This is a genomic window from Amycolatopsis sp. NPDC004772 (genome assembly GCF_053601215.1).
This window is the reverse complement of the sequence record NZ_JBSGBK010000013.1, coordinates 47,708-73,713: the sequence shown is the minus strand read 5'-3', so window position 1 is coordinate 73,713 and position 26,006 is coordinate 47,708. Positions and strand designations below refer to the sequence as shown.

Annotated in this window: 27 protein-coding genes; 12 read left to right on the top strand and 15 right to left on the bottom strand. The window is 72.1% G+C overall.

Translation table 11 applies throughout. The annotated features are described in order from the left end of the window. Positions 1 to 75 precede the first annotated feature (75 nt). On the top strand, positions 76 to 966 hold the full coding sequence (locus ACWEF6_RS11195; RefSeq protein WP_449682787.1) for an MBL fold metallo-hydrolase: 891 nt from the start codon (positions 76 to 78) through the stop codon (positions 964 to 966). Here ACWEF6_RS11195 and ACWEF6_RS11190 read toward each other — a convergent pair. From ACWEF6_RS11190 to ACWEF6_RS11170, 5 genes are all read right to left on the bottom strand, one after another. Next, positions 956 to 1,858: a hypothetical protein gene (locus ACWEF6_RS11190; protein ID WP_449682786.1), complete on the bottom strand. Its 903-nt coding sequence runs from the start codon at positions 1,856 to 1,858 to the stop codon at positions 956 to 958. The two genes, ACWEF6_RS11195 and ACWEF6_RS11190, sit on opposite strands and share 11 nt — an antisense overlap. Continuing rightward, positions 1,855 to 2,628 (bottom strand): hypothetical protein, encoded by a 774-nt coding sequence (locus ACWEF6_RS11185; RefSeq protein ID WP_449682785.1) that lies wholly within the window; start codon positions 2,626 to 2,628, stop codon positions 1,855 to 1,857. Before ACWEF6_RS11185 ends, ACWEF6_RS11190 begins: the two co-directional genes overlap by 4 nt. Next, on the bottom strand, positions 2,625 to 2,774 hold the full coding sequence (locus ACWEF6_RS11180) for a hypothetical protein (RefSeq protein ID WP_449682784.1): 150 nt from the start codon (positions 2,772 to 2,774) through the stop codon (positions 2,625 to 2,627). Before ACWEF6_RS11180 ends, ACWEF6_RS11185 begins: the two co-directional genes overlap by 4 nt. Beyond that, positions 2,758 to 3,021, bottom strand: coding sequence for a hypothetical protein (locus tag ACWEF6_RS11175; RefSeq protein WP_449682783.1), 264 nt, complete (start codon positions 3,019 to 3,021; stop codon positions 2,758 to 2,760). The genes ACWEF6_RS11180 and ACWEF6_RS11175 overlap by 17 nt, the downstream gene beginning before the upstream one ends. 165 nt (positions 3,022 to 3,186) lie before the next feature. Beyond that, positions 3,187 to 4,722: a phytoene desaturase family protein gene (locus tag ACWEF6_RS11170; RefSeq protein ID WP_449682782.1), complete on the bottom strand. Its 1,536-nt coding sequence runs from the start codon at positions 4,720 to 4,722 to the stop codon at positions 3,187 to 3,189. A gap of 274 nt (positions 4,723 to 4,996) precedes the next feature. On the opposite strand from ACWEF6_RS11170, the gene ACWEF6_RS11165 reads away from it, so the two are divergent. The 3 genes from ACWEF6_RS11165 (at position 4,997) to ACWEF6_RS11155 (ending at position 9,139) form a co-directional block, all read left to right on the top strand. Next, positions 4,997 to 5,956, top strand: coding sequence for a serine protein kinase RIO (locus ACWEF6_RS11165; protein ID WP_449682781.1), 960 nt, complete (start codon positions 4,997 to 4,999; stop codon positions 5,954 to 5,956). Between the two features lie 323 nt (positions 5,957 to 6,279). Beyond that, positions 6,280 to 7,863 (top strand): DEAD/DEAH box helicase, encoded by a 1,584-nt coding sequence (locus ACWEF6_RS11160; protein ID WP_449682780.1) that lies wholly within the window; start codon positions 6,280 to 6,282, stop codon positions 7,861 to 7,863. 100 nt (positions 7,864 to 7,963) lie between these two features. Continuing rightward, positions 7,964 to 9,139: an 8-amino-7-oxononanoate synthase gene (locus tag ACWEF6_RS11155; protein ID WP_449682779.1), complete on the top strand. Its 1,176-nt coding sequence runs from the start codon at positions 7,964 to 7,966 to the stop codon at positions 9,137 to 9,139. Between the two features lie 7 nt (positions 9,140 to 9,146). Here the strand turns inward: ACWEF6_RS11155 and ACWEF6_RS11150 are convergent, their stop codons facing one another. After that, positions 9,147 to 9,578: a GNAT family N-acetyltransferase gene (locus tag ACWEF6_RS11150; RefSeq protein WP_449682778.1), complete on the bottom strand. Its 432-nt coding sequence runs from the start codon at positions 9,576 to 9,578 to the stop codon at positions 9,147 to 9,149. Between the two features lie 17 nt (positions 9,579 to 9,595). After that, entirely contained in the window at positions 9,596 to 10,411 is an 816-nt protein-coding gene (locus ACWEF6_RS11145) for a S1 family peptidase (protein WP_449682777.1), read from the bottom strand. A 162-nt stretch (positions 10,412 to 10,573) separates the two neighbouring features. Between ACWEF6_RS11145 and ACWEF6_RS11140 the strand changes: the two genes are divergently transcribed. Both ACWEF6_RS11140 and ACWEF6_RS11135 read left to right on the top strand, forming a co-directional pair. Beyond that, positions 10,574 to 11,428: a M15 family metallopeptidase gene (locus ACWEF6_RS11140; protein WP_449682776.1), complete on the top strand. Its 855-nt coding sequence runs from the start codon at positions 10,574 to 10,576 to the stop codon at positions 11,426 to 11,428. Positions 11,429 to 11,524: 96 nt separating this feature from the next. Further along, positions 11,525 to 12,919, top strand: a complete 1,395-nt coding sequence (locus tag ACWEF6_RS11135) for a mycothione reductase (RefSeq protein ID WP_449682775.1) — start codon at positions 11,525 to 11,527, stop codon at positions 12,917 to 12,919. Positions 12,920 to 12,957: 38 nt separating this feature from the next. Here the strand turns inward: ACWEF6_RS11135 and ACWEF6_RS11130 are convergent, their stop codons facing one another. The 3 genes from ACWEF6_RS11130 to ACWEF6_RS11120 form a co-directional block, all read right to left on the bottom strand. Next, positions 12,958 to 14,484 (bottom strand): proprotein convertase P-domain-containing protein, encoded by a 1,527-nt coding sequence (locus tag ACWEF6_RS11130; RefSeq protein ID WP_449682774.1) that lies wholly within the window; start codon positions 14,482 to 14,484, stop codon positions 12,958 to 12,960. A 78-nt stretch (positions 14,485 to 14,562) separates the two neighbouring features. Beyond that, entirely contained in the window at positions 14,563 to 15,462 is a 900-nt protein-coding gene (locus ACWEF6_RS11125; protein ID WP_449682773.1) for an XRE family transcriptional regulator, read from the bottom strand. A 52-nt stretch (positions 15,463 to 15,514) separates the two neighbouring features. Further along, positions 15,515 to 16,732, bottom strand: a complete 1,218-nt coding sequence (locus ACWEF6_RS11120) for a CynX/NimT family MFS transporter (protein ID WP_449682772.1) — start codon at positions 16,730 to 16,732, stop codon at positions 15,515 to 15,517. Positions 16,733 to 16,779: 47 nt separating this feature from the next. Between ACWEF6_RS11120 and ACWEF6_RS11115 the strand changes: the two genes are divergently transcribed. The 5 genes from ACWEF6_RS11115 to ACWEF6_RS11095 all read left to right on the top strand — a co-directional run bounded on the left by ACWEF6_RS11115 (position 16,780) and on the right by ACWEF6_RS11095 (position 20,717). Further along, on the top strand, positions 16,780 to 17,463 hold the full coding sequence (locus ACWEF6_RS11115; protein ID WP_449682771.1) for a FadR/GntR family transcriptional regulator: 684 nt from the start codon (positions 16,780 to 16,782) through the stop codon (positions 17,461 to 17,463). A gap of 81 nt (positions 17,464 to 17,544) precedes the next feature. After that, a complete protein-coding gene (locus ACWEF6_RS11110; protein WP_449682770.1) occupies positions 17,545 to 18,033 on the top strand; it encodes a hypothetical protein in 489 nt (162 codons plus the stop codon). 55 nt (positions 18,034 to 18,088) lie between these two features. Further along, the gene (locus tag ACWEF6_RS11105) at positions 18,089 to 18,931 is read left to right on the top strand and encodes a DUF4097 family beta strand repeat-containing protein (protein ID WP_449682769.1); all 843 of its coding nucleotides are present in this window, start codon (positions 18,089 to 18,091) and stop codon (positions 18,929 to 18,931) included. A gap of 26 nt (positions 18,932 to 18,957) precedes the next feature. After that, the gene (locus tag ACWEF6_RS11100) at positions 18,958 to 19,914 is read left to right on the top strand and encodes an ATP-binding cassette domain-containing protein (protein ID WP_449682768.1); all 957 of its coding nucleotides are present in this window, start codon (positions 18,958 to 18,960) and stop codon (positions 19,912 to 19,914) included. Next, on the top strand, positions 19,914 to 20,717 hold the full coding sequence (locus ACWEF6_RS11095) for an ABC transporter permease (RefSeq protein ID WP_449682767.1): 804 nt from the start codon (positions 19,914 to 19,916) through the stop codon (positions 20,715 to 20,717). Before ACWEF6_RS11100 ends, ACWEF6_RS11095 begins: the two co-directional genes overlap by 1 nt. Before the next feature lies 1 nt (position 20,718). Here the strand turns inward: ACWEF6_RS11095 and map are convergent, their stop codons facing one another. The 5 genes from map to ACWEF6_RS11070 all read right to left on the bottom strand — a co-directional run bounded on the left by map (position 20,719) and on the right by ACWEF6_RS11070 (position 25,621). Continuing rightward, on the bottom strand, positions 20,719 to 21,576 hold the full coding sequence (gene map, locus ACWEF6_RS11090) for a type I methionyl aminopeptidase (protein WP_449682766.1): 858 nt from the start codon (positions 21,574 to 21,576) through the stop codon (positions 20,719 to 20,721). A 23-nt stretch (positions 21,577 to 21,599) separates the two neighbouring features. Continuing rightward, positions 21,600 to 23,393, bottom strand: coding sequence for a penicillin-binding transpeptidase domain-containing protein (locus tag ACWEF6_RS11085; RefSeq protein ID WP_449682765.1), 1,794 nt, complete (start codon positions 23,391 to 23,393; stop codon positions 21,600 to 21,602). Positions 23,394 to 23,454: 61 nt separating this feature from the next. After that, positions 23,455 to 24,309, bottom strand: a complete 855-nt coding sequence (locus ACWEF6_RS11080; RefSeq protein ID WP_310974389.1) for a GNAT family N-acetyltransferase — start codon at positions 24,307 to 24,309, stop codon at positions 23,455 to 23,457. A gap of 120 nt (positions 24,310 to 24,429) precedes the next feature. Then, complete coding sequence (locus ACWEF6_RS11075; protein WP_449682764.1) at positions 24,430 to 24,822, bottom strand: VOC family protein; 393 nt, start codon at positions 24,820 to 24,822, stop codon at positions 24,430 to 24,432. A gap of 4 nt (positions 24,823 to 24,826) precedes the next feature. Then, complete coding sequence (locus ACWEF6_RS11070; RefSeq protein WP_449682763.1) at positions 24,827 to 25,621, bottom strand: helix-turn-helix domain-containing protein; 795 nt, start codon at positions 25,619 to 25,621, stop codon at positions 24,827 to 24,829. A gap of 82 nt (positions 25,622 to 25,703) precedes the next feature. Between ACWEF6_RS11070 and ACWEF6_RS11065 the strand changes: the two genes are divergently transcribed. Continuing rightward, complete coding sequence (locus tag ACWEF6_RS11065) at positions 25,704 to 25,958, top strand: hypothetical protein (protein ID WP_003057586.1); 255 nt, start codon at positions 25,704 to 25,706, stop codon at positions 25,956 to 25,958. Positions 25,959 to 26,006 lie beyond the last annotated feature (48 nt).

Below are 26,006 nucleotides of genomic sequence, written 5' to 3'. Positions count from 1 at the left end.
GACGATAGGCGCCCGGTATCGGCGCCACCGAACCGGTCTTGGACGGCGGCGGACGAGCGGCGGTGGAATCGGGGCATGACCGAGCTGAACGATCCCGCCGTGCGTGTCGCCGGCGCCCGGGAGATCGCCCCCGACCTGCTGGTGATCCCGAACGACCACGTCGATTTGGTGCCGAACATCGGCGTCGTCGGCGGCACCGAGGCCGTCCTGGTCGTCGACACCGGCATCGGCACCGCCAACGCCGAGCAGGTGCTGGCCTTCGCGCGCGAAGTGGCGAAGGGCCGTCGCCTTTATCTGACCACGACCCACTTCCACCCCGAGCACGCGTTCGGCGCGCAGGTGTTCGCCGGTGAAGCCACCTACCTCGTCAACCGTGGCCAGGCCGAAGACCTCGACACCCGGGGCCCCGGCTACCTGGAGATGTTCCGCGGCCTGGGCGAGACGATCGCCCGCCGCCTCGACGGCGTCAGCGTGCCCACCCCCGACGTGGTCTACGACGAGCACACGCTCGACCTCGGCGGCCGGACCGTCCGGCTGCGGCCCACGGGCCGGGGTCACACCGCCGGCGACCAGGTCGTCGAGGTCCCGGACGCCGGCGTGTTGTTCACCGGCGACCTGGCCGAAACCGGGCAGTTCGCGATCTTCCCGTGGTTCCCGCCGCACGACACGGACGTCTCGGGCGTGGGCTGGCTCGCGGTGCTGGACCGGCTGATCGCGGCCGGACCGCGAGTGGTCGTACCGGGCCACGGCGCCCTCGGAGGGCTGCCGGTGCTCACCGACGTCCGCGACTACCTGCGCGAACTCCGCGACGAAACCTGGCGCCGCCGGGATTCGGCGATGGGCGTGGACGAGCTCACCACCGAGGTGCGCGCTTTGCTCGTCGAGCGCCACCCCGAGTGGGCCGGCCGAGAGTGGATCGAGCCGGGCATCGGGTGCCTCTGCGCGGAGCACGGCGTCACGGCGTGACGAGCCACTCGACGATCGCGCGCGAGATGGCGCCGCCGGCCCGCTCGTCGTAGCCCTCGAAGCACGGCATCGAGTTCGCCTCCAGGAAGAACCATTCCCCGGTGGCGCGCTCGATCTTGAAGTCGACGCCCAGCAGGGGGACGCGGCAGTGCGCGGTCAGCCGCGCGCAGCCTTCGGCGATCTCTCGCGGCGGCACAAGCGGCCGGTAGTCGTTGACGCCCCGGACGGTCCGGTAGTCGAGCACCGGCGAGTCGATCAGCTCGCCGAACGACCGGTCGCCCACGACGTGGATCCGCACGTCCGGCCCGGTGATCCGCTCCTGGAACAGCACCGGCAAGTCGACGAGCCGCGGCAGCCGGGACTCGTGGTGCGGCTCGAAGACCGTCGCCCACGTCTTCGTGGCGCTGGCGCCCTTGAAGATCGCCCCGGCCCGGCAGCCGCGGACGAAGTCCAGCGCCTCCTGCGGGTCCGAGGTGAGGCAGGTTTCCGGGACCTGCCACCCGCCGACTTCGCCGAGGGTCACCGCGTGCAGCAGCTTGGTGAACCCGGACGCTTCGCGCAGCGGCGGGTTCATCACCTTGCCGGGCAGGAATTCGAGGATCCGCGCCAGCGCCTCGATCTGGCCCGCGGAGGCCGCGGCGAGTTCGGGCGTCGGAGCCGCGGAGGCGACGTCCACGAGCCGGCACCAGACGGCGGCGAAATCACCGGCGCGGTGGGTTTCGCCGTCCAGCGACAGCTGGGTATCGGCCGGGCTGTCCAAGGGAATCCGGATGCGGCCGCGCATGGCCAGCGAGGGCAGGTCGACCGGCCGGAACGCGACCCCGGCCCCGCGCAGCGCCCGCAGCCCGGCCGTGAAGGTCGGGTCGGCGGCGACACCGAGGCAGAGGATCATGAGGTTAGCCCGGCCAGCAGGGCCGCGTAGACCTGGTCCTCGAAGTCCGGGAACAGGTGGTGCCCCGGCCAGCACGAGACGTCGGCCAGCCGCGGGATTCCCACCTCCAGGTCCACCCGGAAGTCGGCGAACATCGTTCCCCGCCTTCGGATCCAGGCGACGATCGGGGCCACCCGATCCGCCGTCTCCGCGTCGGGCCGTGCTCGCGCGTCACCCGCCTCGAAGGTCTCGGCTCCGGCGACGACGAACCGGCGGGTGCGGCCCGGGTCGCCGATCTGGACGACATCGAACCGGCTGCGCGGGGCGTCCGGGTCCAGCACTGTCCACTCGGGAATCCGGTACACCTCCTGTCCCGGCGCCGTACCGTCGTTGAGGATCACCGTGCGCGGTGGCTCGACCACCCCGGCACTCGCGAGTTCGAGTGGGTCCAGGCGCGCGAAGAACCCGTGCTCCGACGGCCGGTTGACCACCGGCCCCGGCCACAGGGCGACCGCCGACCAGAACGCCGCGTAGGTCTCGGCCGCGGCGAAGGCGCGGTCCGGATCCTGCTCGTCACCCCAGCCGCCGGTCCCGCGGTTGAGGATCCCGGCCACTTCGGCGCCGTCGAACGTCAGCCGCGCCCGGCAAATCCGCTCGCGAGTCGACCGCACCGAGACGCCGACCCGGCCGAACTCGTGCGCGATGACCGCCGCAACCCCTTGCGAGGTCGCGAAAGCGGCGAACCGGGCCGCCGTCTCGTCCGTGTCCGCGGCGATGACCAGGAACGTCATCGGCCGCTGGTTTCCCAGACTTCGAGGGCCGCCGCGACCTGCCAAGCGGTTCGCGCCAGCTCGTCGACCACCGCGGGCCGCGCTTCGGCCGGGATGAACGGGTCGCCGATCGGGACGGATTCGTCGTCGTCAGCGGAACCCGGCATACCGCTCCATCGATTCGCTGGTCTCGGTGTTCTCGCTGGTTTCCGTCATCTCGGAACGCTCGGTGGTCTCGCTGCCTTCGGTGCCTTCCTTTCCTTCGGAGCGCTCGGTGTTTTCGGAACTCTCCGTTCCTTCGGACCCGATGCGGGACACTTCGGGAATTCCGGCCGCGGAAGTCACGCCGAGGTAGCTCGCGGCGCGCCTTCTGATCTCGACCGGGAAATCGGTGAACACAGCTTCGTCACCCATCCTGACCCCTCCACGCCCCACCGCCGCCGGTCTTTCCATGGGAGCACCCGGCGAAAGCGGGTGTCAACGCTGCCCCGCGCGATGCACCTGCATGGGGCAGCGTCGATTCCCGGGAACCGTTTCTTTTTCACCGGGTGTGGGCCGTGCGCAATTCCGGGTCACCGATTACGCTCGGGCGCCGAGCACCGCCATTGCCGCGTTGTGGCCGGGGATGCCGCTGACACCACCTCCTCTCGCGGCACCCGCACCACACAGCAGGATGCGTTCGTGGGCGGTCTCGACGCCCCAGCGGCCGGCCTGGGCCGGGTCTTCCGCGTACGGCCACGACAGGTCCCGGTGGAAGATGTGTCCCGCCGGAAGGCCCAGCTCGGCTTCCAGGTCCAGCGGGGTCTTCGCTTCCACACAGGGCCTGCCGTCCGGTGCGATCAGCAGGCAGTCCTCGATCGGCTCAGCCAGCACGCTGTTCAGCGAAGCGAGCGTCGCGCGCAACGCCGCTTCGCGTGCCTCTTCGTTGCGCCCCTGGAAGAGGCGTGCCGGCATGTGCAGGCCGAACAGGGTGAGGGTGTGCGTGCCGGCCGCGCGTTCGGCCGGGCCGAGGATCGACGGATCCGTCAGCGAGTGGCAATAGATCTCGCAGGGCGGCAACGTGGGGATCCCGCCCGCCGCCGCCTCGCGGTACGCCGTTTCCAGCTGGCTGAAGGTCTCGTTGACGTGGAAGGTGCCCCCGAACGCTTCGGCCGGATCGATGTCCGGGTCACGCAGCCTCGGCAGCCGCGTCAGCACCATGTTCACCTTCAGCTGTGCGCCTTCCGGACGCTCCGCCGGATCCTCGGCCAGGAGCCGCGCGAGCGTCGCCGGCGCGACGTTCGCGAGGACGTGCCCGCCCCGGACGACGAACTCGGTGTCGTCACGCCGGTAACGCACCTCGCCGTCCGGGTCGATCGCGAGCACCTCGGCCCCGGTCACCAGGCGCGCGCCCGCCGCGGCGGCGACCGCCGCGAGCGAACGGGTGACCGCGCCCATGCCGCCGACCGGGACGTCCCAGTCGCCGGTGCCGTTGCCGATCACGTGGTAGAGCAGGCACCGGTTCTGCCGCAGGTCCTCGCCGTCCGCCGGGGCGAACGTGCCGATCAGCGCGTCGGTGAGCACCACGCCGCGCACCGTGTCGTGGCCGAACCACGACCTGAGCGCTTCGCCGATCGGCCGTTCGAACAGCAAGGACCACGCCTCGGCATCGCCGACGCGTTCGCGGAAGTCCACTTCGGACAGCAGCGGTTCGGTGAGCGTCCCGAACGCACGCCCGGCGACGCGCTCGGTCAGCTCGTAGAACCGCTGCCAGGCCGAGAAGTCCGAAGTGGACCCGGTGACCGCCCGGAACGACGACGCCGTCCGGACGGCGTCGTCGTTGTCGACAAGGAGACCGGAGCCGCCCGACGGGGTGTAGGACGACATCCGGCGCCGTCGCAGTTCCACGTCGAGGCCGAGGTCGGCCACGATCTTCTTCGGCAGCAGGCTGACCAGGTAGGAGTAGCGCGAAAGCCGGACGTCCACGCCCTCGAACGCGCGGAACGAGACGGCGGCGCCACCGGTCTCTTCCCGCCGTTCGAGCACGAGCACCGACCGGCCCGCCCGCGCCAGGTACGCGGCCGCCACCAGGCCGTTGTGCCCACCGCCGACGATCACCACGTCGTAGCTGTCCATCTGCCGCCCCTCCTAGTTCGGCCTGCCCGTTCATCGTGACCACGGCGCCGGGGCGAATTCAAGGAAACGTCACGAATGGACCGTTCGCGCTATTCGGTTGCGCGGCGGCGGAGGAGTCCGGCATCCTGTGCGCACCCGGCAGGGAGCCGGTGTGGTGAGAACGGGAGGTGCCTGACGTGCGGACTGTCCGGGCCTTTTCGCGCCCTCACCCACCCGCCCCCCGAGGCTGACCACGCGCCCGGTGGGGCATCCCTGATCAAGGAGAAACCCACCAGTGCGCCAGCACGACTACGAAGACTTCGACCTGTTCGACGACCAGCCCACCCGCCGCCGGAAAAGCCCGCGGCGCGGCCGGTTCGACGAACCCGAACCCACCCGCAGCGGCCGGCTGACCGAAGCCGAGCGCGTCCGCCTCGCGAAGCTGCGCGACGACGCCTACACCGAAAACCAGCTGCCCGACGGCGCCGACCGCTGGTCCACCTGGGACGACGCCGAGCACGGCCCGCTCCCCCGGCCGGACTGGGTCGTCACCGAGCTCGCCGCGGTCGACACCGACCTCGGCGTCCTCAAAACCGGCAAGGAGGCCGACGTCCACCTGCTGCGGCGCGGGCTGCCCGGCACGCCGGGCACGCTCCTCGCCGCGAAGCGCTACCGCAGCGACGAGCACAAACTGTTCCACCGCGACGCGGGCTACCTCGAAGGGCGGCGGATGCGCCGGTCCCGCGAGATGCGCGCGATGGCCCAACGCAGCGCGTTCGGCCGCAACCTCATCGCCGAGCAGTGGGCGGCGGCCGAGTTCGCCGCACTGAGTCGCCTGTGGACGCTCGGCGCGCCGGTGCCCTACCCGGTGCAGCGGGAGGGGACGGAACTGCTGCTCGAGTTCCTCGGCGAGGACGACGGCACCGCCGCGCCCCGGCTGGCCCAGGTCCGCCCGGACCCGGACGAGCTGACGGACCTGTGGTTCCAGGCCACCGCGGCGCTCGAGCTGCTCGCCTCCGAAGGGCTCGCGCACGGCGACCTCTCGGCGTACAACCTGCTGGTGCACCGGGGCAGGCTGATGGTGATCGACCTGCCCCAGGTCGTCGACGTCGTCGCCAACCCCGGCGGCGTCGAGTTCCTGGTCCGGGACGTGCGCAACCTGGCCGGCTGGTTCCACGGCCGGGGCCTCGGCGAGCACGTCACGAACACCGGAGAACTGCTGGCGGAGCTCGTTTCCGCGGCCGGCATGGACTGATTCCGGGGCGGTGTCGCAGGTGTGGTGTGGAACACGCCTGCGACCCCGCCCACAACCGGTGACCTCGATGCGTAGTCCCAGCTCCGGCTCGGGTACAGTGAACACAGACCGCAACCGGCGGCGTGGATGAGTTGGTGTCCGTCGCCTCCAGAGCCACCGAATGGCTCGCGGTAATCCGTAACCCAAGCGGCGCGCAGTGTCGGCAAGCGATGACACGGTGTGCCGGGTCCGTCCCTGTGAACGCCCATCGCACACCATCTTGCCCTGCCTGCGCGCGGGCAGCCCGGGCCTCCCTTGCGACGAACCACGTCCGAGAGGCATTTGTGACAGTCACGTTCAATTCCGGCCACTCCTCGACGTCCGCCCGCGCGGGCCGTCCCGACCACAAGCCGCGCCAGCGGCCTGCGGGCGGCGACATGCTGCGCGACGACGCCGTCGAGACCGTGGTCACCAAGACGTTCGCCCAGCTGGGCCTGCCGGAGCCGCTGCTCCGCGCGCTGGCCGACGCGGGCATCAACCAGCCCTTCCCGATCCAGTCCGCGACCATCCCGGACGCGCTGGCCGGCCGCGACGTGCTGGGCCGCGCCCAGACCGGCTCCGGCAAGACCCTCGCCTTCGGCCTGGCCATGCTGGCCCGGCTCGACGGCGGCAAGGCCCGCCCGAAGCGCCCCCGCGCGCTGATCCTGGTCCCGACCCGCGAGCTGGCCATGCAGGTCGCCGACTCGCTGACCCCGCTGGCCAAGGCGCTCGGCCTGTGGTGCCGCACGGCCGTCGGCGGCATGGCCTTCGCCCGCCAGGCGGACGCGCTGTCCCGCGGCGTCGACCTGCTGATCGCCACCCCGGGCCGGCTGTCGGACCACGTCCGGCAGGGCACCGCGCACCTGGGCGACTGCAACTTCATCGCACTCGACGAGGCCGACCAGATGGCGGACATGGGCTTCATGCCGCAGGTCCGCGAGATCCTCGACCTGACCCCGCCGGGTGGGCAGCGGCTGCTGTTCTCCGCGACCCTCGACGGTGACGTCAACCGCCTGGTCAAGCAGTACCTGACCGACCCGGTCACGCACTCGGTCGCGCCGTCGACCGCCAGCGTGACGACCATGGACCACCACGTGCTCCAGGTCTCGCACCAGGACAAGCAGGACGTCATCACGCAGATCGGCGCCCGCGAAGGCCGCACGATCATGTTCGTGCGCACCAAGCACCACGTCGACCGCCTCACCGAGCGGCTGCGCGAGCAGGGTGTGCACGCGGCGGCGCTGCACGGCGGCAAGACCCAGGGGCAGCGCAACCGCGTCCTCGCCGACTTCAAGGACGGCCACACCCCGGTGCTGGTCGCCACGGACGTCGCCGCGCGCGGCATCCACGTCGACGACATCTCGCTGGTCCTGCACGTCGACCCGGCCGCCGACCACAAGGACTACCTCCACCGCGCCGGCCGCACGGCCCGCGCCGGGGCGTCCGGTGTGGTCGTCACGCTGGCGACGCACGACCAGCGCCGGATGGTCCGCCGGCTGACCGACCGCGCCGGCGTGCGCGCGGAGTCGACCACGGTCCGCCCGGGCGACGCCGAGCTGTCCCGCATCACCGGTGCCCAGGAGCCCAGCGGTGAGCCGGTCGTCGAGCGGCGGCGCGAGAACCCGCGCCGCGGCGGCGGTGGCTTCCGCGGAGACCGCGGCTTCGGCGGCGGCCGGGGCGGCGAGCGCGGCGGTTCCTACCGCGGCGAGCGCAGCTACGGCGACCGTGACCGTGGCGGCGAGCGCGGCGGCGACCGTGGTGGTTACCGCGGCGGCGACCGCGAAGGCCGTCCCGGTGGCTTCGGCGGCCGCGGCCGTCAGCCCCGCTCGGGCAACGGCGGTGGCTACGGCCGCCCGAGCCGTGGCCCGCGTCGCGGCTACGACAGCTGATCGTCCTCTTTCGGAAGCCCCGGACCACGTGGTCCGGGGCTTCCGGCGTTTCCAGCCCCGCTTGGCCGGGCGCCGGGACCCGGATGGGAGACTGCGGGACGTGACTACGCCGCCGACGCTCCCGCCCGACGAGGTTTTCGACTGGCTCGACGCCGAGGCGGAGAAGCGGGCGAACGCGGGACTCGTGCGGCAGCTGCGGCCGCGTCCCGCGCAGGCCGACGAGCTGGACCTGGCCGGCAACGACTACCTCGGGCTGGCGCGCGACAAGCGGGTCGCCGGGGCCGCCGCGGCCGCCGCGCTGCGCTGGGGCGCCGGGTCGACCGGGTCCCGGCTGGTCACCGGATCGACCGAGCTGCACACCGAGCTGGAGCTGGAGCTCGCCCGGTTCTGCGGTGCGCAGGCGGCGCTCGTGTTCTCCTCCGGCTTCGCCGCGAACCTCGGTGCGGTGACGGCGCTGTCCGGGGCCGAGTCGGCGATCGTCACCGACAAGTACATCCACGCGTCGCTGATCGAGGGCTGCCGGCTCTCGCGGGCCGACGTCGCCGCGGTCGCGCACTCGACGCCGTCGGCGATCAAGCACGCGCTGGCGACCCGGCGCAAGCCGCGGGCGCTGGTGGTGACGGACTCGGTGTTCTCGGTCGACGGCGACCTCGCCCCGCTCGACGAGCTGGCCGGGATCTGCCGTTCGCACAGCGCCGCGCTGTTGGTCGACGACGCGCACGGCTTCGGCGTCCTGGGCGAAGGCGGCCGTGGGGCGGTGCACGCCGCTGGGCTTTCGGGTGCGCCCGATGTCGTCACGACGTTGACGCTCTCGAAGTCCCTCGGCGCGCAGGGCGGGGCCGTGGTGGGGCCGCGCCGGGTGATCAAGCACCTGGTGGACACGGCACGCAGCTTCATCTTCGACACCGCGCTGGCGCCTGCGAGCGCCGCGGCCGCGCTGGCGGCGTTGCACGCGCTGAAGGAAGAGCCGGGGCTGGCCGGGAAGGTGCTGGAGAACGCGGGCAACCTGGCGATGTCGCTGAAGGCGAACGGGTTGAAGGCGAGCGTGCCGGATGCGGCCGTGATCTCGGTTCAGGCGCCGTCCGCGGAGACAGCGGTGGCGTGGGCCGGCGCGTGTGCCGAGCAGGGCATCCGCGTCGGGTGCTTCCGGCCGCCGTCGGTGCCGGACGGGATTTCGCGGCTGCGGCTGACCGCGCGGGCCGACCTCACGGAGTCCGATGTGGACCGTGCGGTGAAGGTGATCACCGCGACGGCCCCGCGGGGCGCGCTCGCCTGAGCGGGTGTCACGGGCGGCGGCGCATCCTGATGTGGGGGATCCCGTCGTCGTCGGTGTATTCGTCGCCTTCCGCGACAAAGCCGTAGCGCGCGTAGAAGCCCTGGACGTAGGTCTGGGCGTCGAGGACGTACTCGCCCGGGACGGTCAGGGCCGCGTCCATCAGGCGGGCCGCCAGGCCGGCGCCCCGGGCGTGCGCCGCCGTCACCACGCGGCCGATGCGGCGGACGCCACCCGGGTCGAGCAGGACCCGCAGGTACGCCAGGACCGCGCCGTCGTCCTCGAACCACAGGTGGCGGGTGTCCGGGAGCAGGTCGCGGCCGTCGAGCTCCGGGTACGCGGCCTTCTGTTCCACGACGAACACGTCGACGCGCAGGCGGAGGATGTCGTGCAGCTCGGCGGCGGTCAGCTCGGGACCGGTCGTGTCGTGCAGGGTCGGCATACCCCTGCTTAGCACGCTCAGCCGAGGAGGCGGGGCCTGGCCTGGGCTTCGATGTCGTTGGCGTACGCCGAGACGCGCGTGTAGACACCCGGCCTGTTCGCCTTCGCGCAGCCGTCGCCGAAGGAGACGATGCCGATCAGCGTGTCGCCGACCACGAGCGGGCCGCCGGAGTCGCCCTGGCAGGCGTCGACGCCGCCTTCGGCGTAGCCCGCGCACACCATCGTCCGCTGGTCGTAGACGTCGTAGTCGGTGCGGCACTCGCTGTCCGAGACCACAGGCACGTCGGCGCTGCGCAGGTAGTCGGAGCGGGCACCGCCGTCGGCGATGCGGCCCCAGCCGAGCACTGTCGCCTGGGTGCCCTTGGCGTACAGCCCCGCGTCACCGGTGTCCGGCAGCTTCGCGGGCCGGTAGTCGAATTGGCCGCGGACGGTCAGCACCGCGACGTCGCCGCCCTTCGTCGGGTCGCTGTAGCCCTGGGCGACCCAGACCTTCGAGACGCCGAGGACCTGGCCGTCGCCCGTGCGCTTGTCCTCGCGGCCGGCCACCACGCGGATGTCCTGCTTCGCCACCGCTTTCGCGCAGTGCGCCGCCGTCGCGACCGACGTCGAGCTCACGATCACCGCGCCGCAGAACTGGTTGCCGCCCGCGTCGGTCAGGTACACCGCGTACGGGTGCTCCGACAGCGACGCCTTTTCGCCGCCGACGATCCGCGGCTGGTTGGCCGAAGCCGGGCCGGCCACCGCCGTGCCCACCACGACCGGGACGGCGACCGCGGCGACCGCGAGGAGCGCGCCGCTCGCGAACAGCAGGGATCGGCGGAACTTCACGGACATGGGTCTTCCCCTTTTCGGCGCAGCACGGAGCTAAGCACTCGGCATCCGGACGACTCCGGTGCGTGAACGACGTGCGCTCAATACCCTAAGCCGAGGGGGCCCAAAACGGTGTCACTGGAACGGGTGGTCTCCGCGCCCGGCCGCCTCTGCCAAGCTGACCGGATGTGGCGGACGGCGGCGGCATGGGCAGCACTGGCCCTCACCCTGTGCGCATGCTCGGCGGAAGCACCGCCACCATCCCCGCCTGCACCTGCGGCGACACCAGTGGCAACGGCGACGACCACGGTGGCGAAGCCGGCGCCGACGTCGAGCGCACCCGCCGTCACCTGGCAGGTGGGTGCCCGGCCGCTCCCCCGCCGTCCCGACGGCTTCGGCGAGGTCGAGCCGACGCCACCCGAACTGGTGAATCGGGCACTTCCGACAAAAGACCTCCTCCCGCCGCCCGCCGGCACCGCCTACGCGTCGACGATCAGCGCTGTGCCCGCCGACGTCCTCGCGCGCAGCACGTGGCAGCCCGCCTGCCCCGTCAAGGCCGGCGACCTCCGCTACCTGACGATGTCCTTCTGGGGCTTCGACGGCCGCGCCCACACCGGCGAAATGCTGGTCAACGCCCGCGGCGCGGCGGGCATCACGAAAGTCTTCGGACAACTCTTCGCCGCCCGCTTCCCGCTCGAAGAGATGCGCGTGACCGGCCCGGCCGAGCTCACCGCGCCGCCGACCGGGGACGGCAACTCGACCAGCGCGTTCGTCTGCCGACCGGTGCGCGGGCAGACGACCTGGTCGGCGCACGCCTCCGGGCTCGCGGTCGACGTCAACCCGTTCTGCAACCCCTACACCCAGGGTGACCTCGTGCTGCCCGAGCTGGCCTCGGCGTACGTCGAGCGCTCGCGCAAGCGGGCCGGCATGGTGCTGGCCGGCGACGCGACCGTACGCGCGTTCGCGGCGATCGGGTGGAGCTGGGGCGGCGCCTGGACCAGCCCGAAAGACCGGATGCACTTCACCGCGACCGGCCACTGACCACGTAATACGACGTTAAGCACAACGGGGAACACCAGCCTCCACGGCAGGGTTGGCTAGGGTGAAACGACCGGAACCGGACCCGCGGAGGATGCAGTGCCCCACTACGACCTGGTGATCGTCGGGACGGGATCGGGGAACTCGATCCTCGGCCCGGACTTCGCCGGCAAGAAGACGGCGATCGTCGAAAAGGGCACCTTCGGCGGCACCTGCCTCAACGTGGGCTGCATCCCGACGAAGATGTTCGTGTACGCCGCCGACGTCGCGTACACGCCTTCGCACAGCGCCAAGTACGGCGTCGACGAAGAGCTGAAGGGCGTGCGCTGGCGCGACATCCGCGACCGGATCTTCGGCCGCATCGATCCGATCGCCGAGGGCGGCGCGGAGTACCGGCGCCACCACGAGGACAACGCGAACGTCGACGTCTACGAGGGCACGGGCCGCTTCACCGGCCACAAGGAGCTGCGCGTCAGCTTCGGCGACGGGCGCCCCGACGAGGTGCTGACCGCCGACGAGTTCGTGCTCGCCGCGGGCGGCCGTCCGGTCATCCCGGACATCCCGGGCCTGGACGGCGTCGACTACCACACCTCCGACACCGTGATGCGGCTCGACGAGCTGCCCGAGCGGATCGTCATCCTCGGCGGCGGGTACATCGCGGCCGAGTTCGCGCACGTCTTCGCTTCCTTCGGCGTGCAGGTCACGCTGGTCAACCGGTCCGGGCGGCTGCTGCGCTCGGAGGACGAGGACGTCAGCGCACGCTTCACCGAGCTGGCGGCCGAGCGGTTCGACGTCCGCCTCGAGCGCAAGACCGTGCGGGCGCGCCAGACCGAGAGCGGCATCGCGCTGGACCTCGAAGGGCCGCAGGGCGCCGAGACCGTCGAGGGTGACGTCCTGCTGATCGCCACCGGCCGCAAGCCGAACTCCGACCTGCTCGACGTCGCCGCCACCGGGGTGACCACATTGGACAGTGGGCACGTCGTGGTGGACGACTACCAGCAGACCGCGGTCGAGGGTATCTACGCCCTCGGCGACCTGTCGTCACCGCACGAGCTCAAGCACGTCGCGAACCACGAAGCCCGCGTGGTGCAGCACAACCTCCTGCACCCGGACGAGCGGATCACCGCCGACCACCGGTTCGTGCCGCACGCGGTCTTCACCCACCCGCAGGTGGCCTCGGTCGGGCTGACCGAGCAGAAGGCCCGCGAGCTGGGCGTGTCCTACGTGGTCTCGAAGCAGGACTACGCCGGGATCGCGTACGGCTGGGCGATGGAGGACACCACGGGCTTCGCGAAGCTCCTGGCCGACCCGGCGACCGGGCAGCTGCTCGGCGCGCACATCATCGGCCCGCAGGCGTCGTCGGTGATCCAGCCGCTCATCCAAGCGATGAGCTTCGGCCTCGACGCGCGGAGCATGGCCCGCGGGCAGTACTGGATCCACCCGGCGATGCCGGAGCTGATCGAAAACGCGCTGCTGAACCTGCCCCTGGACTGAGGCGTCCGCGGGCCGGGACGCACCCGGCCCGCGGCGGCTCACAGGGTGATCGACCAGGTGTCGAGGGTGCCGGTGTCGCCGGGCCCGTAGTCCGTGACGCGCAGCTGCCAGCGGCCGCCGGCCGGGGCGGACGCCGGAACCGTGAACGTCCGGGTGCCGTTCCACGCCGTGCACGTGCCGCCACCGCTGTACTTGAGCGGGTACGCCTTGCTGCCGGGGTCGAGCAGGGTGACGCCGAGGTCCTCGGCGCACGTGTGCCGCAGCGTCACCGCGACGGAAAGCGGCGTCGCCGCTTGGCCGGTCAGCGTGGACGTGATCGGGCTGAACACCTGCTGGTGGTCGCGGATCGGGTAGTCGGTGTCGTTGGTCAGGGTCCGGCCGCCCGGCGCCGGGCCGCTGCCGGTCACCAGGGTGAGCCGCCACTTGGCGAGCGCCTCGGCCACCGGCTGGAAGAGGGACAGATCCCCGTCCGAAGGGTTCTGGACGCACTGCGCCGGGCCGCCGTCGTGCAGGCCGGTGGCCTTGTCGCCGAGCAGCCAGCCGCCGCCGGAGTCGCCGCCGAGGGAACACGCCGTCGTCCAGGTCAGGTCGTCGATGACCAGGCCGCCGCCGTAGTCGGCGGACTTGTGCGTGTACTTCACCTCGCCGCACTGCCAGTGCGAGGTGTTGCCGGAGTGGCAGACGCGGTCGCCGACCATCGCCTCGGCCGCGCCGGACAGCGTGATCGCCGGCCGGCCCCAGGTGTTCACCGACGCCGAGAGGTTCCACCCGGCCTCCGTCACCGCGACAACGCCCATGTCGCCTTCGCGGGCGTTGACGCTGTGCGTGCCGCCGACGTTCGACGTGCCGATCCGGTTCTGCTGCCCCGAAGCGCCGTAGGCGGCTTGGTCGCGGTCGTTCGTGCAGTGCCCCGCGGTCAGGAAGTGCTTCGCACCGGCGGAATCCGTCACCGGGAAGCCGACCGAGCAGTTGCTCTCGCTGCCCGGCCACCACGGGTTGCCGGTCTGGATCGTGCCCGACTGCTGCCGCGGCGACGTCGTGGTCTCGGTGATCCGGACCCCCAGCTCCCGCACGCGCGAAAGGAAGCTGTCGGTCGCGGCGGTCTTCTTCGTCCGGTCGACGTCCACCCCGACGTCGTTGGCGCGGACGTCGACGCCCCAGCCGTAGACGCCGGGGACGCCCATGCCGACGAGGTCGCGGACGGCCGAGGCGGTGCGGTCGAGCTCGGCCCGGCTTCGGGCCACGACCCGGGCCGCCGCCCCCGCGGCACGGGCCTCCTCAGCCGCTTCCGGGGTGGTGACGGCGATGGTCAGCTTCCCGGCGGCGGCATCGAACCACTGTCCCGCGGCCTGCGCACGGACGGCCGCGGGCAGGGTCCCGGCCAGCCGGTGCGCGCGATCCTGGGCGGCGAGCTGGGTCCGGGCCTGGTTTGCGGACAGCCCGAACGCCGCGGCGACACCCGCCACTTCGGCGTCCGGATGGCCCGGCGCCGCTTCGGCGGGCATCACACCCGGTCCCAGCGTGGCCAGCGCGGCCACACTGACGGCGGAAACGAATCTGCGCATCGGTTTCTCCTCGGATCGGCGAGTGGAGTGCGCAGACGGTAAGCCGCCGGACGGCCCGCGGTGCAGATCCGCAAGTCCTTAACTGTTAACCGGCCAGTCCCACGCGAAGCCGTACCGGCCGGGCCCGAAGTTGAGCGCGACCCCGTGCACGGCACCGGATTCCGGCACGACGTCGGCGTTTTCGCCGGGCTCGGCGAACCGGCGGCACACCGGCGGCACCGCCTCCGGGGAGAACCGGATTTCGAGCACGTACTCGCGGACCGGGAGCCGGAACTTCCGTTCGTAGTTCAGCGCGACCGGGTGCGGCGCGCGATTCACCAGCGTGTGTTCGGTGATCACCGTTTCGCCGCGCAGCAGCGGCCTGCCGAAGAGCAGTTCGACGACGAGAAGGCCGTCCTCGGGCTGCAGCACGCTACGGCCCGCTCGGCAGCCGCGCAGCGCACGCAGCTCCGGCAGCGGCCGGTCGTGCTCGTCGAGGTGCAGGATCACCACCCACCGGTCCGGGCCGTCGGCCTCGGCCCGCAGCACCTGCCGCGACCGGATCTCCAGCTCCTCGCGATCCGGGCCGACGAGGACGACGTCGTGCTGGCTGAGCCGGGTCAGCCGCTCGTCCCACCGGGTGTCCACATCGGACACCGCGGCCTCGATGCGCGGCCCGTCCGGCCAGAACCGGCCGATCCCGGCGGGCGCGGACCGGCCGGCCCGCGGCGGGCCGAGCAGCGCGACCAGCGAGCCCGCCGGCACCTCGAGGACGGCTTCGAGCTGCCGCAGCCCGTGCACCGAGTCACGCCGCCGGGGACGGCTGCGGCCGGACTGCCAGTAGCTCAAGGTCGCCGTCGTGACCGAGACACCGCGGGTGCGCAGGTGCTCGCGGAGCCGGTCGAGGCTCAGCCCGCGGGCGCGGATGGCCGCGCGCAGAGCCGCGTCGAAGGGGCCCTCGCGCAGCAACGTCCCGAGGTCGGGCACCGGCACGGCCACCCGGTGATCTTAAGTCGCGGCAACCGGGGCGAAAGCCGTTAACAATCAAGAATCAGACGAAGCGGTGGCGGCCGGCGAGGGCGCCGAACGCCAGCTGGACCACGAGCAGGCCGAGCAGCATCGCCAGCGGCACGGTCCAGCCGCCCGCGAGGTCGTGCAGCAGGCCGAACAAGAACGGCCCGAGCGCGGCGAACAGGTAGCCGAAGCCCTGCGCCATCCCGGACAGCCGGGCGGTGTCGGCGCCGGTCCGCGCGCGCAACGCGATCACGGTCAGGGCCAGCGAGAACGTGCTCATCCCGAGCCCGACGAGGATGCTCCAGAGCAGCGGTGACCACGACGGCGCGAGCATCAGCCCGATGGTCCCGGCGACACCGAAGACGCCGAGCCCGACGATCCACGGGCTCTGCCCGCGCTGCCGGGCCGCCATCGGCGCGACGACGAGGCTGATCGGCACGGCGATCAGCGAAACCAGGCCGAACAGCAGCCCGGCGTCCTCGCGCGGGACGCCCGCGTCCATCAGCACCTGCGGGAACCAGCCCATCGCCGCGTAGGCGTAGAACGCCTGCAGGCCGAAGAACCCGGTGACGATCCAGGCCAGCCGGTTGCGCAGCAGCGACCGGCCACCCTCGGCGCCTTCGGCGGGCCGCGGTGCCCGGCCGGTGCCGCGGGCTGCGAAGATCCAGGCCAGCAGCGCGACGACGGCGAGCACCGCCCAGCCACCCAGCGCCGGGCGCCAGCCGCCGAGGGTGTCGCCCAGCCGCGGGGTCACCGCCGACCCGAGCGCGCCGCCGCCCTGCAGCGCGGCGGTGTAGACGCCGGTCAGCACGCCGATCCGAGCCGGGAAGGAGTCCTTGATGACGACCGGGATCAGCACGTTGATCAGGGCGATCCCGGCGGTCGCGACCAGCGTCCCGCCGAGCACCACGGCCGGGCCGTCGAGCACGCGCAGCACGAGCCCGGCGGCGAGGGCGGCCAGCGCGATCGCGATGGCGGCGCCGATCCCGGCCCGGCGCGCCAGCAGTGGCGCGGCGAGCCCGGCGCCGGCGAAGCAGAGCGTCGGCAACGTCGTGAGCAGCCCGGCCCAGACGACCGAAGTGCCCAGGTCCTGGCGCATTTCGGCGAGCATCGGCCCGACGCCGGTGATCGCCGGACGCAAGTTGAGGGCGGTCAGCACCACCGCGACCGCGAGCAGCGCGCCGGCGGCGACCACGCCGGGCGTCCGGACTTCGATGGCGCCGTCCAGTTCGGGTTCACGGTGTTCGACGGGCATGGCGCTACTATCGCATACGTAGGATGATTGGATGAAGGGATAATCCTGTGCCTCTGGCCACCACGCGCCGAGCAGGCCTCGTCGACCAGGTCATCGACCAGCTGCGGACCGCGGTCACGCAGGGCGAATGGCCGATCGGCGAACGCATCCCGACCGAGGCCGAGCTCGTCGAGCAGCTCGGCGTCGGACGCAACACCGTCCGCGAAGCCGTGCGCGCGCTCGCGCACACCGGGCTCCTGGAGGTCCGGCAGGGCGACGGCACCTACGTGCGCGCCACGAGCGAGGTGTCCGGCGCGATCCGCCGGCTCTGCGGCACGGAACTGCGTGAAGTCCTGCAGGTCCGGCGCACCCTCGAAGTCGAAGGCGCCCGGCTCGCGGCCGTCGAGCGGACCGAAGACGAGGTCGCCGAGCTGCGTGCCCTGCTCGCGCGCCGCGAAACCGACCTGCGAGCCGGCCAGTGGCAGGATTTCGCCCGCACGGACGCCGAGTTCCACTGCGCGGTGGTCGCCGCCGGGCACAACCGGCTGCTCACCGAGCTCTACCGCGGGCTGACCGAGGTCATCGCGGCGAGCATCGCGACGACGTCCAGCATCGCGCCGGGCGCGGACCACGTGCCGGAGATCGGGCACGAAGGTCTCGCCGAGGCCATCGCCGACCGCGACCCGGACCGCGCGGCCGCCGAGGCCTGCGGGTTCCTCGACGAACTTCTGGAGCGCGTCGAACGGGCCTGACCTGCATTTTTATCGATCGATGACCCCTAAGGGTGCCATTTCAGGGTTGTTGTGGCACCACCGTGGTGCCATATTTGTGCCATGGACCTGACACCCTTCGTGGACAGCCTCCGCCGCGAGTTCGCGGTAGCCGCCGAGGCGGCCGGCGAGGACGCTGTCACCCTGGCCGAGCGGCTGGCCTCCCCGCTGGAGTCCGCCATCCGGCTCACCCTGCTCGACGCGCTGTCGGCCGCGGCCGACGAGATCACCCGCGACCTCGCTCCCGGATCCGTCGAAGTACGCCTTCGCCGCCGCGAAGCGGAGTTCGCGGTTTCCGTGCCCACGGCGCCCGAACCGGCTCCGGCGGAGGCCCCGCCGCCGCCCGAGGCCGACGACGGCGCCGTCTCCCGGATCAACCTGCGGCTCCCCGACCAGCTGAAACAGCGAGTGGAGGAGGCGGCGAGCCGCGACCGGCTCTCCATCAACGCCTGGCTCGTCCGGGCCGCGAACACCGCACTCGGCGCCGACGCGAGCCGGCCCGCGCACCGCCGGTCCGTCTACGGCGAGAAGTACACCGGCTGGGTTCGCTGACCCGCCCGTTCTGACCAGCCAAAACACTCCCAAAGCACCCCAGGAGGGCGCAGCCATGCCAGTTTTCGCCACCCCCGAGCCGATCACGGCCACGCTGGACGTCAGCATGGCCGACGTCCGGATCGTCGCCGGCGACCGCACCGAGACCACCGTCGAGGTCCAGCCGGCCGACCCCGGCGACAACGAGGACGTCAAAGCCGCCGCCAAGACCCGCGTCGAGTTCGCCGACGGCGAGCTGCTGGTCAAGGGCCCGAAGTACACGACGAAGCTGTGGGGCAAGGGCGGCGCGCTGCACGTCACGGTCGAACTGCCGGCCGGCTCCCGCGTCAAGGCGACGTCGGCGATGGGCGACTTCCACGTCACCGGCCGCCTGGGCGACAGCCGGCTCAAGACGTCCGTGGGCAACATCCACCTCGACGAAACCTCGCGGCTCGAAGCGAACACCGCGACCGGTGACGTCTTCGTCGACCGGGCCACCGGGCACGCCGAGGTCGGCACCGGCTCCGGCGAGCTGCGGATCCGCGAGATCGACGGCACCGCGGTCCTCAAGAACTCCAACGGCGAGACCCGTGTCGGCGAGGTGACCGGCGACCTGCGCGTCAGCACCGCCAACGGCGACATCCTGGTCGACGTCGCCCACGCCGCCGTCAACGCGAAGACCGCCGCCGGCGACATCCGGCTCGGCGAGGTCATCCGCGACCGGGTCGTCCTCGAGACCGCCGTCGGCGAGATCGAGGTCGGCATCCGCGAAGGCAGTGCCGCGTGGCTCGAGCTGAACTCGCTGACCGGGTCCGTGCGCAACACCCTCACGCCGTCCGACGGGCCGGGCGGCACCACCGAGACCGTCGAGGTCAAGGCCCACACCTACACCGGCGACATCGTCATCCGACGCGCCTGAAGACTCCACACAGACAGGGGAAATCCATGCCGGACGCCATCGTGGCCGAGGGATTGGTCAAGAAGTACGGGAAGGTCACCGCGCTCGACGGGATGTCGCTGCGCGTACCGGAGGGCACGGTGCTGGGGGTGCTGGGGCCGAACGGCGCCGGGAAGACCACCACCGTCCAGATCCTCACGACGTTGCAGAAGCCGGACGCGGGTCACGCGACCGTCGCCGGGTTCGACGTCGTGAAGGACGCCCACGAACTGCGCTCGCACATCGGCGCTTCGGGGCAGTACGCCGCCGTCGACCAGGAACTGACCGGGGCGGAGAACCTCGAGATGGTCGGGCGGCTCTACCACCTGGGCACCAAGCGGGCCAAGGCCCGCGGCCGCGAGCTGCTCGCCCGGTTCAGCCTGGAGGACGCCGCCGACCGGCCGGTGAAGGGCTACTCCGGCGGCATGCGGCGCCGGCTCGACCTGGCCGGCGCGCTCGTGGCGAACCCGCCGGTGCTGTTCCTCGACGAGCCCACGACCGGGCTCGACCCGCGGGCCCGCACCGAGCTGTGGGACGTCATCACCGAGCTGGTCGCGGGCGGCACCACGCTGCTGCTGACCACGCAATACCTGGAAGAAGCCGACCGGCTGGCCGACAGCATCGCCGTCGTCGACCACGGGCGCGTGATCGCCCGCGGCACCGCCGACGAGCTCAAGGACCTGGTCGGCGGCGAGCGGATCGAGCTGACCGTCGGCACCCACGACGACGTCCTCGTGGCCCGGCGGGCGCTGGCCCGGCTGGCCAGCGGCGAGCCGCAGGCCGAGGCGTTCCGGCTCACCGTGCCCGTGACCCACGGCGCGAAAGCGCTTACCGAAGCGCTCGCCCTGCTCGCCACGGAAGGCGTCGACGTCCGCGACGTCGGCGTCCGCCGTCCCACCCTCGACGACGTTTTCCTCACCCTGACCGGCCACGAGACGGCCGAACCCGCGAAGGAGGCCGTGTGATGAACGCGGTGCAGATGGCCGTCACCGACGGCGTGACCGTCGCCAAGCGCAACTCGATCAAGATCGTCCGATCGCTGGACCTGCTCGGGTCCATCGTCTTCATGCCGGTGATGTTCGTGCTGCTCTTCGGCTACGTCTTCGGCAGCGTGATCGACATCCCCGACATGTCGTACCGCGAGTTCATGCTCCCGGGGATCTTCGTCCTCGCGGTGGCGATGGGCAGCATCGTCACCGGCTACGGGCTGACCGACGACCTGCAGAAAGGCATCATCGACCGGTTCAGATCGCTGCCGATGTCCCCGGCGGCGGTGCTGATCGGCCGCACCACCGCGGACCTCATCCTGAACGTGACGAGCCTGCTGATCATGGGCCTGGTCGGCCTGCTGGTCGGCTGGCGCATCCACACCGGCGTGTTCGAAGCGCTCGGCGGGGTGCTCCTGCTGCTCGCCTTCGCCTACGCGCTGTCGTGGGTGATGGGCACGCTCGGCCTGGCCGTCCGCAAGCCCGAGGTGTTCAACAACGTCTCCAGCGTGGCGATCTTCCCGCTGACGTTCCTGGCCAACACGTTCGTCGACAGCGGCCGCCTGCCCACCCCGCTGCGGGTGATCGCGGACTGGAACCCGGTCTCGGCGATCACCCAGGCGTCCCGGGAGCTGTTCGGCAACACGAGCGCGGCGATGCCGGTGCACGCCGCCTGGCCGATGCAGCACGCCGTGCTGGCTTCGGTGCTGTGGATCGCGCTGCTGCTGGTGGTTTTCGTGCCGCTTTCGGTGCGCTGCTACAAGAAGGCCACCAGCCACTGACTCAGGGCAGCGTGAGGATCTCGCTGCCGTCGGCCGTCACCACGAGGGTGTGCTCGAACTGGGCCGTCCACTTCTTGTCCTTCGTGGTGACGGTCCAGTCGTCCGACCAGATGTCGTAGTCGATGGTGCCCAGCGTGATCATCGGCTCGATCGTGAAGGTCATGCCCTCCTCGATGATCGTGTCGACGGAGGGCTCTTCGTAGTGCAGGACCGTCGGGGGCGTGTGGAACGCCGGGCCGACGCCGTGGCCGGTGAAGTCGCGGACCACGCCGTAGCCGAAGCGCTTGGCGTAGGACTCGATGACCCGGCCGATGACGTTCAGCTGACGCCCCGGGCGGACCGCCTTGATCGCCCGCATGGTCGCCTCGCGGGTGCGCTCCACCAGCAGGCGGGCCTCCTCGGAGACGTCGCCGGCCAGGAAGGTCGCGTTCGTGTCGCCGTGGACGCCGCCGATGTAGGCGGTGACGTCGATGTTGCAGATGTCACCGTCCTCGATCACCGTCGAGTCCGGGATGCCGTGGCAGATCACCTCGTTGAGCGACGTGCAGCACGACTTCGGGAAGCGGCGGTAGCCCAGCGTCGAGGGGTAGGCGTGGTGGTCGAGCAGGAACTCGTGCACCACCTTGTCGATGTCGTCCGTGGTGGCGCCCGGCTTGACGGCCTTGCCGCCCTCTTCCAGGGCCTGGGCCGCGATGCGGCCGGCGATCCGCATCTTCTCGATCACCTCGGGCGTGCGCACGCCGTTGCCGGTGTCCCGCTTCGGCGCCGGCTTGTCCACGTACTCGGGACGGGCGATGGAACTGGGGACGTCACGGCGCGGCGTCTGGACGCCGGGAACGAGCGGAGCACGAACGGACATGCCCCCACCTTACGACGGTCCGCTCAGCCGATCCCCGCCAGGAACCGGTGCGCGGCCTGCACCGCCGGTTTCGACGACCCGGCGTCGGTGAGGAGCACGGCGAACGCCAGGTCGCCGCGGTAGCCGACGAACCAGCCGTGCGAGTGGGAGCCGTCGCCGAACTGGGCGGTGCCGGTCTTGCCCGCGACGTCGGGGATGTCCCGCAGGCCGGTCGCGGTACCGGCCGTGACGACCTCCCGCATCATCCCGCGCAGCGCGTCCAGGACCTCCTGCGACGGCGGGTCGCCGACGTTCTGCGTCGCCGCGGGCAAGCCCTTGACGATCGACGGCGACGGCACCTTCCCGGCCTGCACGGTGGCCGCGACCAGCGCCATGCCGAACGGGCTGACCACCACTCGGCCCTGGCCGAAGCCGTTTTCCGCCCGCTGGACGGCCGAGTCGCTGCCCGGGACGTCCCCGGTGACCGTGGTCAGGCCCGGGACGACGAAGTCGGCGCCGAGGCCGAAGGAGCGGGCGGTGTCGGTGAGCGCCGCCTTGTCGAGGCCGGCGGCGAGCCGGGCGAAGGTCGTGTTGCAGGACCGCGCGAACGCCGTCTTCAGCGGCACCCGGCCCAGGTCGAACCGGCCCTCGTTCGGCACGACGCGGTTTTCGATCGTCGTCGTCCCCGGGCAGTCGACCGGGCTGCCCGCTTCGACCTCCCCCGCCGACAGCGCGGCCGCCGCCGTCACGATCTTGAACGTCGACCCCGGCGGGTAACGCCCGGACAGGGCCAGCGAGCCCTCCTCGTCGGCGGCGTCGTTCTGGGCCACGGCGAGGATGTCCCCGCTGGAAGGCTGGATGGCGACCAGCGCCGCGGAGTACGGCTCGGTTTCGAGGGCTTTCTCGGCGGCGGCCTGGATCTTCGCGCTGAGCGTGCTGGTGACAGCCGGGGCGGGCCGCGGCGGCTCGGCCTTGAGCTCGGCGGCCTCGCCCCCGGTGACGTCGCGGGTGACGATCCGCCAGCCCGCCGCCCCGGCCAGCTGCTGCTCGACCAGCGCGCGGATGCCCGGCAGGACCTGCTGCCCGGACCCGCGGGTCACCGGCAGCAGCCGCTCCTGGCTGGCGAAGCGGACGCCGGGCAGGTCGTAGATCACCGGCTTGACCCGCTGGTAGTCGCCCGCGCGCAGGGTGATCACCGCGTAGGCGTCGCCGGGTTTGGTCTTGTTCATCCCGTCCAGCACGGACCGGCCGGTGACCGACGGCTCGTACCGGTGCAGCGCCTTGGCCAGCGTCCCGGCGACCGCGCTCGCGTCGCCGGTCTTCTGCGGGTCGACGACCACGCCGATCACGGTCTGCGGGCGCATCAGCGCCACACCGTCGCGGTCGAGGACCGGCGCCGTCTCGGGCAGCTGCGGCAGCATGCCGAGGGTCTGGCCGACGGCGAGCTGGGGGTGGACGACCGTCGGCTGCCAGTGCACCTGCCAGCCGCTCTCGGCCGCCCGCAACTGGGCGTCGGCGCGGTAGGCCCAGGTGCGGCCGTGCGGGAGGTGCCAGGTGAGCCGGTAGCCGGCGGTCACGACGTCACCCTCCGGCTGTTTCACTTCCTCGTCGTCGACGTCGAGCGCCTCGGGGTCGAGCACGCCGCGGACCTGGCTCAGCACGGTCTTGGCGGCATCGGGTGAGTCGGTGTTCGCGGCCGCGGCGGCGACGTCCCCGGACGCGAGGGCGTCCAGGAAGGCGGAGAGGGCGTCCTCGGGACCGTCGCCCGAGCACCCGGCCGTGGTCGCGGCGACGAGCAGCAGCAGTGCCGCGAGAGCACGGTGTCGACGTGCACTCATGGCCGGATCATGCCTGGCCAGGGCGTTGTGACGGCTTCGCAACACCGCCACGGAAGAGTGGTTAGAACAGCACCGTCGCGTACTGGCCGACCTGCTGGAAGCCGATCTTGCGGTAGGCCGCGAGGGCGGGGGTGTTGAAGGCGTTGACGTAGAGGCTGGCGGTGCGGCCGAGGCCGCGGACGAGCCGGTTCACGACCGCGGCGGTGCCGGCGGTGCCGAGCCCGTCGCCGCGGCGGTCGGGGTGCACCCAGACGCCCTGGATCTGCCCGACGGTGGCCGACATGGCGCCGATCTCGGCCTTGAAGACGACCTCGCCGTCCTCGAAGCGGGCGAACGCGCGACCGGCCCCGATCAGCTCGGTGACCCGGGCCCGGTAGCTGGCCCCGCCGTCGCCGCTGCGCGGGTCGACGCCGACCTCCTCGATGAACATCGAGACGGCCGCGGGCAAGTACCGCTCGAGCTCGTCCGGCCGGACCGGCCGCACCAGCGGATCGGCGGCGACGAGCGGGGTGGCGTCGAGGGCCATCAGCGGCTGGTCGTCGCGGACCTCCCGGGCCGGGCCCCACTCGCCTTCGAGCTCGTCCCACAGGCCGAGCACCTGTTCGGCCGGGCCGACGAGCGAGGAGCAGGTGCGCTGCCGTCTCAGAGCGCGGTCGGCGAAGGAGCGCAACGCGGGCGCGTTGCCCCTCAGCGGGATCAGGTTCGGCCCGGAAAAGCACAGCCCTTGGAGCCGTCCGGCCCGGACCGGACGGCTGTCGGCGGCCCAGAGCTCACCACCGAGCCGCCACGGGTCGAGGCCCGCGGCCTCGACCCGGGCGCTGACCATGCAGCTGCCCACCGGGTCCGCGGCCAGAGCGGCACGGACCGCCGGATAGTCCCGATCATCGAGCAGCCGTGCACCTGCAAGCCGCAACACGGGCTCCAGGGTGCCAGATTCGACTGCTAAACGGAACGCAAGCCTCCCGACACGGTGAGATGAACAGCCGCGAACGCCGCATCCGGGCCGCCGGAGGCCCCGGACGCGTCCTTCGCAGGGTCAGGCCGCGCCGCGGTAGGTGCCGATCGTCCAGGAGTTGCCCTCCGGGTCACGCAGGCTGAACGTGTGCGAGCCGTACTCGGTGTCCGTCAGCCCGGCCGTGATCTCGGCGCCCGCCGCCTTCACCCGCGCGTGCACCTCGTCCACCCGGTCCGAGACCACGTACACCGCGGACGCGCCCGGCTTCATCGCGTCGTGGACGCCGTCCGGTGGCCGGACGCTGCCCAGCATCACCGCGCCGCCCTCGGGCCAGCGCAGCTCGGCGTGCGCGATCAGCTCGCCGTCGGGCACCACCAGCGCCTCGGTGAAGCCCAGGACGTCGACGAGGAAGCGGACCGCGGCCGGGGCGTCGTCGTACCGGAGAGCGGGCCAGACGTTCGGTTCAGGAGTCATGCCGTCAGCTTCGCGCCACCTCCGCCTCCTGGTCTTGGAGGAACGGGAGCTCCTCGGCGATCCACGTGCCCGGCGTGCAGCCCGCCAGTGCGCGCCACTCGTTGGTCAGGTGTGCCTGGTCGTAGAACCCGCACTCCGCGGACAGCGCCGCCAGGTCCGTCCGGCCGCGCCGCAGCAGCCGCCCGGCCCGCTCGAACCGCAGCACCCGCGCCGCCTGCTTGGGCGCCAGGCCGAGCTCCGTGCGGAACCGCTCGCCCAGGTGGCGACGGCTCCAGCCGACCTCCTCGGCGAGGTCCGCGACGCGCACCTGCCCGTCCGCGCCCCGCATCCGGCGCCACGCCTCCCCCAGCTCGGGCGGCGGCACCACCGGCTCGACGGCCCGGGCGGCCAGGACGTCGTCCAGCAACGCGAACCGCTCGCGCCACGGCAGCTCCCGCAACCGATCCGGCAGCGAGCCGAGACCGAATGCGGCGAGGTCGGCCACTTCGCCGGACAGCTCCGCCGCCGTGACGCCGAACAGCGTCCGCACGCCCAGCGGGTCGAGCTCCAGCTGGATGCCCTCCTGCACGCGGTCCTGCCGGATCAGCACCGCTTGCGTATGGAGCCCGCCGACCAGCGCCTGGAGGCTCCGCCCGCCCATACGCACCGGCCCGGCGAGGCTGATGACGAGCGTCACATGCCGGGACGGCAGCCCGCGGTGGACCGGCAGCGTGACGTCGTCCTGGGCGTACCCGACGTAGCGCGTGACCAGGGGCCGCACCACCGGGTGCGGTTCGTGGATGGCCCAGGTCACGCTCACGATTGCCAGGGTAAACGTCACCACCGACAGTTCCGGGTCTGATAACACGGACGTGCGTCCCCACCGCGGAAGGAACCACCCGATGACGATCCAGGAGCAGGCGCAGCAGCTGGAGCTGCTCGCCGACCAGGTGCCGACCGGCATCGCGCTCGCCACGAAGAGCGACCTCGAAGACCTCCAGGCCCAGGTGCTCGGCCTGCTCGGGGAGACGTCCACCGCGACCGCGATCCAGGGCGCCATCCAGCTCGCTTCGCAGCAGATCGACGAGGTCGCCGCCGCGCTCGAGAACGTGCGGCTGCAGATCCGTGACGCCGCCCAGCACCACCTGCAGGGCTGAAAACGCGCCGGAGCCCTCCTCACCGATCCGGCGAGGAGGGCTCCGAGC

Coding starts and splice junctions, on each gene's coding strand:
- ACWEF6_RS11085 (WP_449682765.1), bottom strand. CDS start 23,393: ATGAGTGCACGTCGACACCGTGCTCTCGCGGCACTGCTGCTGCTCGTC.
- ACWEF6_RS11140 (WP_449682776.1), top strand. CDS start 10,574: ATGTGGCGGACGGCGGCGGCATGGGCAGCACTGGCCCTCACCCTGTGC.
- ACWEF6_RS11100 (WP_449682768.1), top strand. CDS start 18,958: ATGCCGGACGCCATCGTGGCCGAGGGATTGGTCAAGAAGTACGGGAAG.
- ACWEF6_RS11065 (WP_003057586.1), top strand. CDS start 25,704: ATGACGATCCAGGAGCAGGCGCAGCAGCTGGAGCTGCTCGCCGACCAG.
- ACWEF6_RS11145 (WP_449682777.1), bottom strand. CDS start 10,411: ATGTCCGTGAAGTTCCGCCGATCCCTGCTGTTCGCGAGCGGCGCGCTC.
- ACWEF6_RS11175 (WP_449682783.1), bottom strand. CDS start 3,021: ATGGGTGACGAAGCTGTGTTCACCGATTTCCCGGTCGAGATCAGAAGG.
- ACWEF6_RS11195 (WP_449682787.1), top strand. CDS start 76: ATGACCGAGCTGAACGATCCCGCCGTGCGTGTCGCCGGCGCCCGGGAG.
- ACWEF6_RS11105 (WP_449682769.1), top strand. CDS start 18,089: ATGCCAGTTTTCGCCACCCCCGAGCCGATCACGGCCACGCTGGACGTC.
- ACWEF6_RS11170 (WP_449682782.1), bottom strand. CDS start 4,722: ATGGACAGCTACGACGTGGTGATCGTCGGCGGTGGGCACAACGGCCTG.
- ACWEF6_RS11075 (WP_449682764.1), bottom strand. CDS start 24,822: ATGACTCCTGAACCGAACGTCTGGCCCGCTCTCCGGTACGACGACGCC.
- ACWEF6_RS11180 (WP_449682784.1), bottom strand. CDS start 2,774: ATGCCGGGTTCCGCTGACGACGACGAATCCGTCCCGATCGGCGACCCG.
- ACWEF6_RS11185 (WP_449682785.1), bottom strand. CDS start 2,628: ATGACGTTCCTGGTCATCGCCGCGGACACGGACGAGACGGCGGCCCGG.
- map (WP_449682766.1), bottom strand. CDS start 21,576: ATGTCCGTTCGTGCTCCGCTCGTTCCCGGCGTCCAGACGCCGCGCCGT.
- ACWEF6_RS11190 (WP_449682786.1), bottom strand. CDS start 1,858: ATGATCCTCTGCCTCGGTGTCGCCGCCGACCCGACCTTCACGGCCGGG.
- ACWEF6_RS11095 (WP_449682767.1), top strand. CDS start 19,914: ATGAACGCGGTGCAGATGGCCGTCACCGACGGCGTGACCGTCGCCAAG.
- ACWEF6_RS11150 (WP_449682778.1), bottom strand. CDS start 9,578: ATGCCGACCCTGCACGACACGACCGGTCCCGAGCTGACCGCCGCCGAG.
- ACWEF6_RS11110 (WP_449682770.1), top strand. CDS start 17,545: ATGGACCTGACACCCTTCGTGGACAGCCTCCGCCGCGAGTTCGCGGTA.
- ACWEF6_RS11130 (WP_449682774.1), bottom strand. CDS start 14,484: ATGCGCAGATTCGTTTCCGCCGTCAGTGTGGCCGCGCTGGCCACGCTG.
- ACWEF6_RS11120 (WP_449682772.1), bottom strand. CDS start 16,732: ATGCCCGTCGAACACCGTGAACCCGAACTGGACGGCGCCATCGAAGTC.